At 54.8% G+C, this 13,752-nt stretch carries 10 protein-coding genes and 1 pseudogene; 3 read left to right on the top strand and 8 right to left on the bottom strand.

Features of this window, described 5'->3' with window-relative positions; genetic code table 11:
• Positions 1 to 2 precede the first annotated feature (2 nt).
• Both CRO19_RS10305 and yfaU read left to right on the top strand, forming a co-directional pair.
• On the top strand, positions 3 to 1,289 hold the full coding sequence (locus CRO19_RS10305) for an MFS transporter (protein WP_097095749.1): 1,287 nt from the start codon (positions 3 to 5) through the stop codon (positions 1,287 to 1,289).
• 13 nt (positions 1,290 to 1,302) lie between these two features.
• Positions 1,303 to 2,103 carry a 2-keto-3-deoxy-L-rhamnonate aldolase gene (gene yfaU, locus CRO19_RS10310; RefSeq protein WP_097095750.1) on the top strand — a complete coding sequence of 267 codons (801 nt, stop codon included), beginning with the start codon at positions 1,303 to 1,305 and terminating at the stop codon, positions 2,101 to 2,103.
• A gap of 105 nt (positions 2,104 to 2,208) precedes the next feature.
• On the opposite strand, the gene CRO19_RS10315 is transcribed toward yfaU, so the two are convergent.
• Complete coding sequence (locus tag CRO19_RS10315) at positions 2,209 to 2,703, bottom strand: helix-turn-helix domain-containing protein (RefSeq protein WP_097095751.1); 495 nt, start codon at positions 2,701 to 2,703, stop codon at positions 2,209 to 2,211.
• Positions 2,704 to 3,018: 315 nt separating this feature from the next.
• Between CRO19_RS10315 and CRO19_RS10320 the strand changes: the two genes are divergently transcribed.
• Positions 3,019 to 4,041 (top strand): alpha/beta fold hydrolase, encoded by a 1,023-nt coding sequence (locus CRO19_RS10320; protein WP_097095752.1) that lies wholly within the window; start codon positions 3,019 to 3,021, stop codon positions 4,039 to 4,041.
• Between the two features lie 39 nt (positions 4,042 to 4,080).
• On the opposite strand, the gene CRO19_RS10325 is transcribed toward CRO19_RS10320, so the two are convergent.
• The 7 genes and pseudogenes from CRO19_RS10325 to CRO19_RS10355 form a co-directional block, all read right to left on the bottom strand.
• Entirely contained in the window at positions 4,081 to 5,055 is a 975-nt protein-coding gene (locus CRO19_RS10325; RefSeq protein WP_097095753.1) for a GGDEF domain-containing protein, read from the bottom strand.
• Positions 5,056 to 5,163: 108 nt separating this feature from the next.
• Positions 5,164 to 6,141: a porphobilinogen synthase gene (gene hemB / locus CRO19_RS10330; RefSeq protein ID WP_097095754.1), complete on the bottom strand. Its 978-nt coding sequence runs from the start codon at positions 6,139 to 6,141 to the stop codon at positions 5,164 to 5,166.
• Positions 6,142 to 6,258: 117 nt separating this feature from the next.
• Entirely contained in the window at positions 6,259 to 7,764 is a 1,506-nt protein-coding gene (proP, locus tag CRO19_RS10335; RefSeq protein ID WP_097095755.1) for a glycine betaine/L-proline transporter ProP, read from the bottom strand.
• Positions 7,765 to 8,097: 333 nt separating this feature from the next.
• Positions 8,098 to 9,058 (bottom strand): annotated as a pseudogene (locus tag CRO19_RS10340) (D-2-hydroxyacid dehydrogenase family protein).
• A complete protein-coding gene (locus tag CRO19_RS10345; protein ID WP_097095756.1) occupies positions 9,033 to 10,637 on the bottom strand; it encodes an EAL domain-containing protein in 1,605 nt (534 codons plus the stop codon). The pseudogene CRO19_RS10340 and the gene CRO19_RS10345 overlap by 26 nt, the downstream one beginning before the upstream one ends.
• A gap of 251 nt (positions 10,638 to 10,888) precedes the next feature.
• A complete protein-coding gene (locus CRO19_RS10350; protein WP_097095757.1) occupies positions 10,889 to 11,935 on the bottom strand; it encodes an AI-2E family transporter in 1,047 nt (348 codons plus the stop codon).
• A 164-nt stretch (positions 11,936 to 12,099) separates the two neighbouring features.
• Positions 12,100 to 13,749, bottom strand: coding sequence for an ABC transporter permease (locus CRO19_RS10355; protein WP_097095758.1), 1,650 nt, complete (start codon positions 13,747 to 13,749; stop codon positions 12,100 to 12,102).
• Positions 13,750 to 13,752 lie beyond the last annotated feature (3 nt).

Here is a 13,752-nt window from a genome sequence, read left to right on the forward strand (position 1 = left end):
CAATGGATAATCTGGTGCTTAGCGCGGTGAAGAAGAACCGCGCCCGTCTCATTCCCTTCATGTTAATGCTCTACGTGCTGGCGTTTCTCGATCGCGCCAATATCGGCTTTGCCAAAGAGGCTTATCAACTCGATACCGGCTTAAGCAATGAAGCCTTCGCCTTAGGGGCCGGGATTTTCTTCGTGGTATATGCGCTGCTCGGCGTGCCGGCCAATTTGCTGATGCGACGTTTTGGAGCCCGCAGCTGGATTGGCGGAACCACGCTGTTGTGGGGATTTCTCTCGGCGGCGATGGCGTTTGCCGATACCGAAGCCAAATTTCTGCTGGTACGCACCTTGCTCGGTGCCGCGGAAGCAGGATTCTTTCCTGGCATGATCTATCTGACTTCGCTGTGGTTCCCACAACAGCAGCGTGCCAGCGTGATGGGCCTGTTTTATATGGGGGCGCCGCTGGCGCTGACGCTGGGATCGCCACTCTCGGGTGCGCTGCTGGAAATGCACGGCGTGCTGGGGCATCCGGGCTGGTTCTGGATGTTCATCATTGAAGGATTATTGGCGGTAGCCGCCGGTATTTTCACCTTTAGTTACATTGATGACACGCCAGCCAAAGCGCGCTTTCTCAGTGCTGATGAAAAGCAGGCGCTGCGGCGTCAGCTTGAAAATGAGGAGCAGCAAAAGCCCACCTCGCATCTGCGCGATGCGCTGCGTAATGGGCGTGTCTGGCAGCTGGCGATCATCTACATGACCATTCAGATTGCGGTGTATGGCCTGATCTTCTTCCTGCCTTCACAGGTCGCCGCGTTGCTAGGTACTAAAGTCGGCTTTCTCGCCTCGCTGGTGGCCGCAATTCCCTGGGTTGCGGCGCTGTTTGGTACCTGGTTAATTCCGCGTTATTCCGATCGCAGCGGTGAACGGCGTCGTATTGCCGCGTTCACTTTGCTGGCTGCGGCCGCGGGTATTGGTCTTTCCGGCTTAGTCTCGCCGTTGTTGGCCATCGTTGCACTTAGCGTGGCGGCGGTGGGTTTCATCGCGGTACAGCCGGTGTTCTGGACCATGCCGACACAGCTGCTTTCCGGTACCGCGCTGGCGGCCGGCATCGGCTTCGTCAATTTGTTTGGTGCCATTGGCGGATTCCTTGCGCCGTTGATTCGCGTTAACGCAGAGATGCAATTCAACAGCAGCAGTGCCGGATTATTGGCGCTGGCGCTGATCGCCGCCGTCGGCTCAATAATTATTCTCAGCCTGAAAGTGGAACGTCAGTTACCACAGTCTCAGCAGGCAAGCCACTGAATGAGGAGGAAGTATGCAGGATCCGTTAAAAAATCCCTTTAAAGCCGGATTGGCCAAAGGCGAAACGCAGATAGGTTTGTGGCTTAGCAGCACATCGTCTTATCTGGCCGAAATTGCCGCGACCAGCGACTACGACTGGTTACTGATTGATGGCGAACATGCGCCTAATACCGTAAAGGATCTTTATCATCAGCTGCAGGCCATTGCGCCTTATCGCAGCCAGCCGGTGATTCGCCCGGTGGAATGCCAGACTGCGCTGATTAAGCAGGTATTGGATATTGGCGCCCGCACGCTGCTGGTGCCCATGATCGATACTGCCGAACAGGCACGGGCGCTGGTCAAGGCGACGCGTTATCCACCTGATGGCACGCGTGGCGTGGGGGCCGCAGTGGCGCGTGCGGCTCGCTGGGGACGTGTGGAAAATTATATGGCGCGCGCCAATGACGAGCTGTGCTTGCTGATTCAAGCCGAGAGTAAAACCGCCATTGAAAATCTGGATGCTTTACTGGAAGTCGACGGGGTGGATGGCATATTTATCGGACCGGCGGATCTCTCCGCTTCATTGGGCTATCCCGATAATGCTAGTCATCCTGAGGTACAGAAGATTATTGAGCAAAGTATTAAACGCATCCGCAGCGCAGGAAAAGCCGCGGGCTTTCTGGCAGTGAATCCCGCCATGGCCGAACGTGCCATCAGTTGGGGAGCCAATTTTGTTGCGGTCGGCGTTGATACCATGCTTTACACCGAGGCGCTGGATAATCGGTTAGCTCATTTTAAAAATATCTTAATCGCACCGAATAAATCGAACTACTAAATGAAAACGGATGGTTCGCCATCCGTTTTTTTGCTCGAATAATGCGTAACGTTGACGAATAAAGATAGAGGCATGCCAAAAAGCGTTAATAAATCCGGGAATGGTTTAATAGCGAATTGCACAGCTAATGCGAGGCGGGAATTTCTCATTACGCTTCACGGGAGTGAGGATCTCTTTGTTATTTTCCGTCGCATCAAATCCTTTCTGCCGACAGATTGCGCAGGGATCGCTACTTTCGCGCAGCGCTTGCTGTGCTTCGGCACCAAGCTGTCGTTTGCGGCAAGAAAGCGGCGTGCAGCCTAATACGTGTTTAAAAGATCGAGTGAATGATTGCTGACTTTCAAAATGGTATTTCACTGCCAGGCTGATTATCGGTGCATTGCTGTATTTCAAGTCATTGATACAGTGTGCAAGCTTCTTTTTGCGAATATAGCGAGCCAGCGTTTCATTGTGATAGCGCGCGAATATTTTCTGCAAATACCATTTGGAATAGCCAGATTTCAATGCGATATCATCGATGCTTAAACGTTGATCCAGATTGGCCATAATCCATTCGGTCACCGAATCAATAACCCCTTCATTGTATTTTTGCTGTGTCATCATCATCCTCCATAAACACTTATAGAGTGTAATTTAATTAATCTTTCCAATCTGCAATTAATGTAAAGTTTTCTTATAATTTGGCTGTTTTATTATTTGTCATCAAGACCGGTCTTGTTTTTCGTGAAGCTAAACGTTTTTATGTTGTGGTGATGTTGAATAGATAATGTAATAACGGAGGTTATTATTAACTCAAATTCTGCATCGTCTGGTCATATTTAACAGTAAAGCCGATGGGTACTGCGGCACACTCCATCAATACTTAACCATGATTTACGTGCCAGACTGAAGGTTTTCACGTTAAGGAGTGGCAATATGGGGTTTCGTTTCAAGCCAAAACAGTCACTTGCCGTGGTGCTGGCATCGGCCGCGTTATGCGGAGCAGCGCCTGCTTTGGCCGCTAATGTGTATGGTGAACAGCTGGAAGGTTTTCGTTATCCCTTTCCACTGCAGCACTTTACCTTCTCTTCGCAGCAGCAGACGCTGAGCATGGGTTACATGGACGTCAAGCCAACGCATCAGGCGAACGGTAAAACCGTGGTGCTCATGCACGGCAAGAACTTCTGCGGTGCAACCTGGGATGACACCATTAAAGCGCTGAGCCAGCAAGGCTACCGCGTCGTCGCGCCGGATCAGATAGGTTTCTGTAGTTCAACCAAACCGGCTAACTACCAATATACCTTCCAGCAATTAGCACAAAACACCCATCAACTGCTGCAGCAGCTCGGCATCAATAATGCCGTGATTGTTGGGCATTCCACTGGCGGCATGCTGGCAACCCGCTATGCGCTGATGTATCCGCAGCAAACGCAGAAACTGGTATTGGTTAACCCTATCGGTCTCGAGGATTGGAAAGCGAAGGGCGCACCGTGGCGCTCGGTGGATCAATGGTATCAGCGCGAACTCAAGCTGGATGCGGCGGGCATTAAGAAGTATGAGCAACAGACTTATTACAGCGGCCAATGGAAACCCGAGTATGACAAATGGGTCGATATGCTGGCTGGATTAAACAGTGGACCGGGCCATAACAAGGTGGCGTGGAACTCGGCACTACTTTACGACATGATTTTCACTCAGCCGGTTTATTACGAGTTTAAAGATCTTAACGTGCCGACCACATTGATGATTGGCACCGCCGATACCACGGCGATTGGTAGCGATATCGCGTCGCCAGAAGTGAAAGCTAAACTGGGGCATTACAATGTGCTGGGCAAGCAGGTGGCGAAGATGATCCCAGGCGCTCGCCTGATCGAATTCCCCGGCATGGGACACGCCCCACAAATGGAAGAGCCGCAGAAGTTTAATCAGACGTTGCTCGAGGATTTAGCGCGCAAATAGTGGTCGAACAAGCAGGTCGCTATCATGGCGACCTGCTTGTCACGAGCTGAACTTCTTTTTGCCGTTTTTAGCGGCATACATCCGCTCATCACTGCCTTCCAGCAGCTGTTCAAGCGATTGTGGCTGATCGGGATCAAACTCGACAATGCCCGACGAGAAGTGCAGCGCGTAGCGGCGATCCAAATTCTGGGTTTGCTGTTGCAGGAAGCGATCAAAGCGCGCCAGCACCTGTTCCGCATCGGCTTGTTGTAAGCCGTTGAACAACACCACAAACTCATCGCCCCCTAAACGGGCAAAGATATCCGCATGGCGGAAGCTCACTTTCATGGCATCGGCGAAATCCATCAGCGCCCGATCGCCTTCGCGGTGGCCCAGCGTATCGTTGATAACTTTGAAGCGGTCAAGGTCGAGGAAGGTGAGGCTCGCCGGTAATTGCTTCAGCTGGCACTCATTCAGCGCCAGTTGGCCCAGCGTCATAAAGCCGCGGCGATTAGTAATTTGCGTCAGTTCATCGGAGGTAGCGGTTTGAAAGGCCACTAATTCTGCTTCGGCCATGGCGGCCAAATCGCGCAGCGTATGGATATCGTCCGCATTAAACTGGCGAGCGTGGTGATCAATCAAACACAGCGTGCCGACTTTAGCGCCTGCTGGCGTACGCAGCGGACAACCGGCATAAAAGCGTATCGGGTTGTCGTCATCTTTTACCAGCGGGTTATCATGGAAGCGCTCATCTTCGAAAGGATTTTCTACAACCATTACATCATCTTGCAGAATAGCGTGGCCGCAGAACGAGGTACTACGCGGAGCCGTTGCTGCGCTCGTCCCGGCAATAGATTTGAACCATTGGTGATCCTCTTCCAGCAGGCTGACAAGCGCTACCGGCACGCCAAACAGACGACGGGCAAGACGGGTTAAACGGTCGAAACGCTCTTCTGCCGGGGTATGCAGAATGTTGAGCGCACGTAACTGGGCCAAACGATGTGACTCGTCCGCAGGCAGTGCAGGTGCTTTCATCGCGTTACTCTTATTTAATTATGGAATGACGACAACACTGGTGTCTTGCCACACAGGCAGAAAGCGCCTGACAACGACTGCGATAATCGTTGCCAGGCGTAACGATTATCAGAGCACTTTTTGCTCGGCGAGATCAAGGGCAAAGTAGCTGAATATGAGATCGGCACCGGCACGTTTAATCGCGCCAAGGCTCTCAAGCACCACATTGCGTTCGTCGATGGCACCGGCCTGCGCCGCGAATTTGATCATCGCGTACTCACCGCTTACCTGGTACGCCGCCAGCGGCAGCGTGGTGCGCTCGCGGATATCACGCAGGATATCAAGGTAGGCTCCGGCCGGTTTGACCATCAGGGAATCAGCGCCTTCCGCTTCATCAATCAACGACTCGCGAATCGCTTCGCGGCGGTTCATCGGGTTCATCTGGTAAGTCTTACGATCGCCTTTCAGCGCCGTGCCTGCCGCTTCACGGAACGGGCCGTAGAAGGAGGAAGCGAACTTAGTGGAGTAAGACATGATCGCGGTATCGGTGAAACCCGCGGCGTCCAGCGCCTGACGGATCGCTTTTACCTGGCCATCCATTGCGGCAGAAGGGGCGATAAAGTCGGCACCGGCCTGCGCGGCGACCACCGCTTGTTTACCGAGGTTGATCAGCGTTTGGTCGTTATCGACGCCGTGATCGCACAGCACGCCGCAGTGGCCATGGCTGGTGTACTCGCAGAAGCAGGTGTCGGACATCACGATCATTTCCGGCACGGTGTCTTTGCAGATACGCGACATACGCGCCACCAGGCCGTTCTCATTCCATGCATCGCTACCGGTGGCATCGGTATGGTGTGAAATGCCGAAGGTCATCACGGAGCGAATGCCCGCTTTAGCAATACGTTCGATCTCATACGCCAAACGCTTTTCTGGAATACGCATCACGCCCGGCATGGCGTTAATCGGCACGTAGTCATCTACGCCTTCTTCGACGAAGATCGGCAGCGCCAGATCGTTCAGGCTCAGGTGAGATTCCTGGAACATTTCACGCATTGAGGCGCTTTTACGCAGCCTTCTTGGGCGCTGGATAAGGTTAAATTCAGACATGCTCTACAACTTATGCAGGTTAAAAAAGTGGCGATAGTTTACCCCTTTTCGTGGCTGCGGATGAAGGATTGTGTGCGGAAACGAAAACTCCCGCCGGGCGGCGGGAGTGGGGGAAGATTACTCGTTGATGTCCGGATGCTGCTGCACCAGGTTTTTACGTTTCGCCTCAAGTTTGGCGATCTCGTCATCAATATCTTCGATTTTCTGCTCGATGTTGTCGTGATGCTCCTGCAGGATTTCACGCGCCTCTGCCATGTCGGAAGCCGCCGGTGTTGCGCCGCGCAGCGGCTTGTTGGCGGTCTCTTTCATGTAGATACCGGTGATTAAACCAATCACTGCCACGACCATCAGGTAGTAAGCCGGCATATACAGATTATTGGTGGCTTCCACCAGATAGGCGGTCAGCGTTGGCGTCAAACCGGCCACCAGTACCGAAATGTTAAACGCGCTCGCCAGCGCACTGTAGCGGATGTGCGTTGGGAACATTGCGGGCAGCGAAGAAGCCATCACACCGGTAAAGGCGTTGAGGATCACCGCCATCAGCAGCAGACCAGCAAAAATCAGGCCCAGCACGCCGCTATTGATCAACATAAAGGCCGGAATCGCGAAGATGAACAGCGCGATGCTGCCGATGATCACAAACGGACGACGACCGAAACGGTCACTCAGCATCCCCATTACCGGCTGCACAAACAGCATACCCATCATGATGGCGATGATAATCAGCACACCGTGATCTTCCGAGTAGTGCAGGTTATGCGACAGGTAGCTCGGCATGTAGGTCAGCAGCATGTAGTAGGTCACGTTGGTGGCGATCACCAGACCGATACAGGCCAGCAGGCTTTTCCAGTGTTTGGTCGCAATCTCTTTGAAAGAGACTTTCGGGCCGTCGCGCAGACCTTCGCGGTCACCCTGTTCCAGGTTATCAACGTGCTGCTGGAACGCCGGGGTTTCTTCCAGCGCATGACGCAGGTACAAGCCGATAATACCGAGCGGCAGCGCCAGGAAGAACGGCAGGCGCCAGCCCCATTCGAGGAACTTCTCTTCACCAATGATGGTGGAGATCAGGACGACGACACCCGCGCCCAGCACAAAGCCCGCAATGGAGCCGAAATCGAGCCAGCTACCCATAAAGCCGCGCTTACGGTCCGGCGAGTATTCCGCGACGAAGATCGATGCGCCGGTATATTCTCCGCCGACCGAAAAGCCCTGGGCCATTTTCGCCAGCAGCAGCAGCACCGGTGCCCAAATGCCGATAGAGGCATAGGACGGTATCAGGCCGATACAGAAGGTACTGATCGACATGATGACAATGGTTATGGAAAGGATTTTTTGGCGACCGTATTTGTCACCCAACATACCGAAGAACAGGCCGCCCAGTGGACGGATCAGGAACGGTACCGAGAAGGTTGCCAGTGCGGCAATCATCTGAATACCTGGCGTGGCATCCGGGAAAAAGACTTTACCCAGTGCGTAAGCCACAAAGCCATAAACACCAAAATCAAACCACTCCATCGCGTTGCCCAGAGACGCGGCGGTAATAGCTTTACGTAAACGGGCGTCGTCGATAATCGTGACGTCATCCAGCCCAATAGGTTTTACACGCTTCCTACGTAGTTTCATGAGGTTACCCTGTATTGGAATTCGAAAAATCCTCAACGCTGCGGACTCAATTAAAGCGAACAGTCCGCGGCGTTGAGAAAATTAAAGCATAGCCGTGAAAAAGCGTTTTCCCCTGGCCTGCCGCAGCAATTATTAGGGAGGTAATGATTGCCAACCGCGACAGAGTATACCGATTTTGTGTGATATTTGTCATGTTTCCGCCATTAACTGTCTATTTTTTAGCTAATGCTGTGGTGTATCTGCTGAATAAACGCGCAAGGAAAGCCACTAAAACCGTCCAATGCGTATGGCTAAAAAAGATCATTAATAGAGGGATCAACTAGCGACTGGCGATCAAAGCAGTGAACGCAGCGGCGCGGCCGTCAACCATCCCTGAATATCTTCTACCGCCTGGGTAAAGTAAGTCCGGTAATTGCTGTCAGCTACATAGCCGAGATGCGGGGTTGCCAGCACGTTGGGCAAGTGGCGCAAAGGATGATCCGCAGGGAGCGGTTCCTGTTCAAACACATCCAATCCCGCACCCGCCAGCTGACCCGACTGCAACGCGCTGATCATCGCCTGTTGATCGACAATGCCGGCACGCGACGTGTTAATCAGCAGCGCACCAGGCTTCATCTGCGCCAGCGCATCGGCATCAATCAGATGGCGCGAGCGATCGCTAAGCACCAGATGAATCGACACCACATCACTTTTAGTGAGCAGCGCCGTCAGCGACGGCATGGGTTCTGGCACCACACTCGGCAGCGCGTTCTGCGGTTAAATTCTGGCTCCATGCACAAACGTGCATGCCAAATGCCTGCGCGACCCTGGCCATCTCGCCGCCAATTTTGCCAAGTCCGACCAAGCCCAGCGTTTTGCCCTGCAGGCTGATGCCTAAGGTATGTTGCCACGCACCGTTACTGCGCAGCGTCTGATTCTCAGGCACGATATGGCGCGCCAGGCCGAGCAACAATCCCCAGCTGAGCTCCATGGGCGCGGCGCTGCTGCTGGCGGTACCGCACACGGCGATATAACGCTCGGCGCAGGCGTCTAAATCGATTGCGGCGTTACGCATGCCGGAAGTGACCACCAGTTTCAGATTGGGCAGGCGGCCAATCAGCTCGGCGCTCAGCGGCGTGCGCTCACGCATTATTACCAGAATATCTGCATGGGCGATGTGCTTAACCAATTCATCCTGGTCGGCGTAATGTTCAGAAAGGGAAGTGGTGTAAACCAGCGGTTCAAGCGAGGCCCAATCGGCAAGCGTTAGGGCGACGTTCTGATAATCATCAAGAATGATGCAGTTCAGGCTCATGGTGTTCCTCAACAAGAAGCGGTTTGTGCCCTTGCTCGCTGAGCCAGGCACGCAGCTGGTCATTATCCATCGGACGGGCATAATAATAGCCCTGAATAAATATCACGCCACGCTGCTGCAGATACGCAAATTGCGTCGCGGTTTCTACACCCTCGCCAAGCACATCCAGTTCCAGCTTATGGCATAGGTTGATAATCGCATCCAGCACCGGCGTCTCAACGTCTAACCCCTCAATGGCATTGATAAAGCCGCGATCGATTTTCAAATAATCCAGCGGGAAGGTGAGCAGATAGGTCAATGAACAGTGGCCGGTACCGAAATCGTCGATCGCCACCTTCATACCCTGCGCCCGTAAATGACGCAGTTTGCGTGCCACCATCTCACCGTCTTCAATCAGGCTGCGTTCGGTCAGCTCCAGCGTAATGCATAGCTGTTTATGTTTGATGCGCGCCGCAAACTGTTCAATATCAGTGATAAAGTCTGGATGCTGCAAATGTTCAGCGGCCAGATTTAGCCCAATATGGAAGCCGGCATCCACCTGCCAGCTCTGAATATCTTCCGCCATCAGATCCAGCAGGTGCTGCGTCAACGGCACAATCATCCCTTCGGCTTCGGCGGCGCTGATAAAAATATCGGGGCGAATCATCTCACCGTTCGGCAGCTGCCAACGCAACAGCGCCTCCGCACCGGCACATGCCTGAAATTTATTGCTGTAGACCGGTTGATAATGCACCGAAAACTGGCGGCCACGAATGGCACGGCGAATCTCGTCACGCCATGAAATACGCCGACGCAGCCAGTTGGCTGTCAGGATCATCAGCAGAATCGAGAAAATTGCCGCCATGGGCAGGAAGATAAACAGCGCCTGGCGCCAGGCTTTAAGCAGCTCGGAAGCGGGCACCGTAACGTTGACGCTGATGGGATAGCGGCTGGATTCGGTCTGATAAGATTCGCTTTTCAGATACAACTCGGGGGACGTGTCGCTGGGCCCGCTGCCGATCACCGCGCCGCCGCTAAATTGCAGGCTCATTTGATAACCCCGCGATTCACCGATAGCGTGCATGAAATCCATCAAATACTGGCCGTCAATCACCGCCCAAAAACCGCTGGTATCAGGAAGCTGCCGCACAAAAACCACGGCGGGACGCGTGGGCACACCCACCGTGCCGCGCACCGAAACGCTCCACCAGGCTTTGCCGGTAATCGGCGGCGGCTGCATCATCATTTCGGCCAGCGTGCCGTGGGCCAGACCGAACGCGGAGGAACAGCTGATGTCGTCGCCATTCAGCATGCCGATGGAGCGAAAATAGGGGTTGAGCGTGCCGGCGCGCTGCAGCTTATCCTGAATCTGCGCGCAGGGCTGATTGTGGTACTGGCGCAGCTCGGTGATCATATCCCAGGCGTTGTCGCTCATCTTTTCAGCCTGCGTCAACAAGGTGTTGGCCGTTGAAATCTGCTGCTGACTGACCGTGTGGCGCGCTTCGATTGCGGTGCAAAGGATGCCGAGCACCAGCGGTAATAACCCGGCGCAGACAATTAATAGCCAGCCAAAATCGCGATGTCGTTTTTGCGGAAGCACCAGACATTCCTCGGTCGGTTAAAGCAGTTAAAAGCAGGCAAACAGCGGCGTCAGCAGCATACCACTTTCATCGGGCGCTGCATGTTAGCGATTTAAGAATTAACCGATCTGATACAGGTCAATGATCAATCCCGCTTTGCGTTTAATGATCATCTTTTGCCGCTGTTGGCATGTCCCAGCGGCAAAATCGCTATGCCTCGATGTTAGGCAAGCATATTGACCTGAAAATGAGGAATGAAAATGTGCAGCGGTTATCGCGCCCGCGATCCCGGCCGGCCGTTGCCCAGCATAATCGCCAACCGGCTGCCGCCCGGCGTGGTTTCCATCAAAATTTTGGTCACGCTGGTGAGCGGCACCGACAGCAACATGCCCACCGGGCCCAGCAGCCAGCCCCAGAAAATCAACGACAGAAACACCACCAATGTCGACAGTCCCAGTCCACGCCCCATCAGTCGCGGCTCCAGCATATTGCCGAATACCATATGAATGGCGCTAAACAGCGCGGCCACCAGCATGGCGTCATAAATATTGTTCAGCACCAGCGCCTGAATAAACGGCGGGATACCCGCGATGATGGGCCCAATATTAGGGATAAAATTAAGGATGAAGGCCACCACGCCCCAGAACAGCGCGAACTTCACGCCGAGCAGCAGCAGCGACAGCCAAACGGCGACGCCGGTTATCAAGCTCACCAGGGTTTTTAGCGCCAGGTAGTGCGTCACGCCTTTCAACGCGCGGTGCAAACCGGCAATGCGGATCTGCGGATTGACCATCGCATTACGCATTTTGTACGGCAGATGGCGCACTTCAAACAGCATAAACACCACGGTAAGAATCAGCAGCAGCACGTTGGTCATTGCGCCGGAGAGCTGAGTGAGTAGCGTGGTGGCCATGTTCATAATGACGTTGGGGTCGAGACGCGCGGCCAGCGCATCGGTGGAAATGTTGATATGAAAACGGGCGGCGAAGTGCTGAACCACCGCAAGCTTCTGTTCGAGCAGGGTGCGGATTTGCGGGTAGGTATCACTGAAGTCGCTGGCTGAGCTGGCGAGCACCGCCACCAACAGCAGCAGCACGATGAAAATCACCGTGATCACCAGCGTAATCGCCAGGCTGCGCTTTACGCCGCGCCGCATCAGCATCGTCACCAGCGGGTTGAGCACAATCGCTAAAAAGCTGGCCAACAAGAAGGGCACCAGAATGTCCGAGGCGGCGCGAATGCCCGCCAGAATAATCACCAGCATCGCCAGTTTCACCAGGATGTTCTGGCCAATTTTTTCCTGTAGCAGGTTGTTCATGCTCTCTCCTGAGACATTTTTTCTCAGGAAAGTGTAGCTGATGAAAAATAACTCTCTGTATTTTAAGACAAACAGAAAAAAGGTTTCCAGGTGCGCATGAATGCGCACCCTACGAAATCCGCACCGTTTCATTGTAGGGTCGCCATTTATGGCGACCGCTATCATCAGCGACGCTGACGCTGCATCAGCGCGGTGGCGGCAAGCATCAGACTGAGGCTGGCGAGCAGCGTCAGCGTGGCCATCGCCATCCCTTGCCCGACCGAACCCTGCTCGAACTGACGCCAGATAAAGATCGCCACGGTTTGCGTGCCCGCCGGTGCCAGCAGCAGTGAGGTCACCAACTCGCGTGATGCTACGGCAAACACCATCATCATAGCCGCCAGCAGGCTGGGTGCCACCAGCGGTAATACGATCAGGCGCAGCGCCTGCAGGCGTGATGCACCATGAACGCGGGCGGCAGGTTCCAGCGTCGGTGCCAGCTGGCGCAATGCGCTACTGACATAACGCACCGGCCACGGCAGCAGCAAACAGCTGTACGAAAGTAACAGAATCCCAAGGGTGTTATAGGGCGAAACCGGCCAAAACCCGCGATTCCACAGCAGAATCAATCCTACGCCGACCACCACGCCCGGCATTGCCGCAGGCAGCAGCGCCAGGCCATCCATCATGGCGAGCAGGCGAGTTTTGCCTTCCGATACGCGCCAGGCGATAAGAAAACCGAGCGCGCCGGTCAACAATGCCGCTCCGAGCGCCAGTCCGATGCTGGTGGAGAAGGCTGCCAGCGCATCGCCCTGTTGGCTAAACAGTGCGCCAAAGTGGCGCAGCGTCAGGTTATTGAGCTGTAATCCGCCGGAGAGAGTATTTAGCAGGCCGCTCAACGCCATAGCACCCAGCGGCAGCACCACCGTCAGCAGCAGCGTGAGCACAAACGGCAGCAGCAGCACTATCTGCCAGCGACCGGCATGCGTCAGCTCCTGGGTAACCGGCTTGCCGCTCACCGCCGTCACATCGCTGCTGCCTGTGAGTTTGCGTTGCAGCAACCACGCTGCGAGCGCCACCACACTTAGCATCAGCGACAATAACGCTGCGCCGGGCAGATCGATCGGCCAGTCGGCAAGTTTGGTTTCAATTCCTACGGTCATCAGCGTCAGCTTTGCCTGCGCGCCGAGTGCCGCGGGCACGCCGTACTCTTCAATCGCCAGCGTAAACGCCAGCAGTACGCCGCCCGCCAGCGCCGGTAAGGTAAGCGGCAAGGTGATGTGCCAGAAACCGCGCCATGCCGATGCGCCATGCACGCGCGCCACCCAGGCGAGACGCTGTCCGCTGGCCATCAGCGAGCGTGACACCGCGAAATAGACCACCGGGAAGATGTTTAGCGTCATCACCAGAACCATGCCGCTGCTGCTAAACAGCAGGCTGGCGAAATTGATGCCGGTGAGTTGTTCGATATAGCCGTTGCGTTGCAGCGCCAGCGTCCATGACAGCGCCGCGATATAGGGCGGCGTGAGAAAGGGGATCAGAAACAGCAGATCCCACAGCGCCGCGCCCGGCAGACGGAACAGGCCGCGCACTGCGCCGAGCGGCAAACCCAGCAGCAAGCTGCACAGCGCTACGCCGCCGCCGATTTTCAGCGTGCCCAGCCCCATGGATAACAGCTGTGGATCGTTCAGCAGTGTCGGTAACGTGCTGAAGGCGTCACGCCAGCTGCCTGCGCTGAAGTGTGGAAACAGCGCCTGCAGCACGATAAACAGCAGCGGCAGCGCCACCAGCAGCAGCAACGCCAGCAGAATCAATCCGTTCAGGGCACGCGACATCGC

Source organism: Candidatus Pantoea floridensis (genome assembly GCF_900215435.1).
GTDB classification, from domain to species: domain Bacteria; phylum Pseudomonadota; class Gammaproteobacteria; order Enterobacterales; family Enterobacteriaceae; genus Pantoea; species Pantoea floridensis.

What these genes read in the sequence shown, in the direction of transcription:
- CRO19_RS10305 (WP_097095749.1), top strand. Translation starts at nt 3, where the DNA reads ATGGATAATCTGGTGCTTAGCGCGGTGAAGAAGAACCGCGCCCGTCTC.
- yfaU (WP_097095750.1), top strand. Translation starts at nt 1,303, where the DNA reads ATGCAGGATCCGTTAAAAAATCCCTTTAAAGCCGGATTGGCCAAAGGC.
- CRO19_RS10315 (WP_097095751.1), bottom strand. Translation starts at nt 2,703, where the DNA reads ATGACACAGCAAAAATACAATGAAGGGGTTATTGATTCGGTGACCGAA.
- CRO19_RS10320 (WP_097095752.1), top strand. Translation starts at nt 3,019, where the DNA reads ATGGGGTTTCGTTTCAAGCCAAAACAGTCACTTGCCGTGGTGCTGGCA.
- CRO19_RS10325 (WP_097095753.1), bottom strand. Translation starts at nt 5,055, where the DNA reads ATGAAAGCACCTGCACTGCCTGCGGACGAGTCACATCGTTTGGCCCAG.
- hemB (WP_097095754.1), bottom strand. Translation starts at nt 6,141, where the DNA reads ATGTCTGAATTTAACCTTATCCAGCGCCCAAGAAGGCTGCGTAAAAGC.
- proP (WP_097095755.1), bottom strand. Translation starts at nt 7,764, where the DNA reads ATGAAACTACGTAGGAAGCGTGTAAAACCTATTGGGCTGGATGACGTC.
- CRO19_RS10350 (WP_097095757.1), bottom strand. Translation starts at nt 11,935, where the DNA reads ATGAACAACCTGCTACAGGAAAAAATTGGCCAGAACATCCTGGTGAAA.
- CRO19_RS10355 (WP_097095758.1), bottom strand. Translation starts at nt 13,749, where the DNA reads ATGTCGCGTGCCCTGAACGGATTGATTCTGCTGGCGTTGCTGCTGCTG.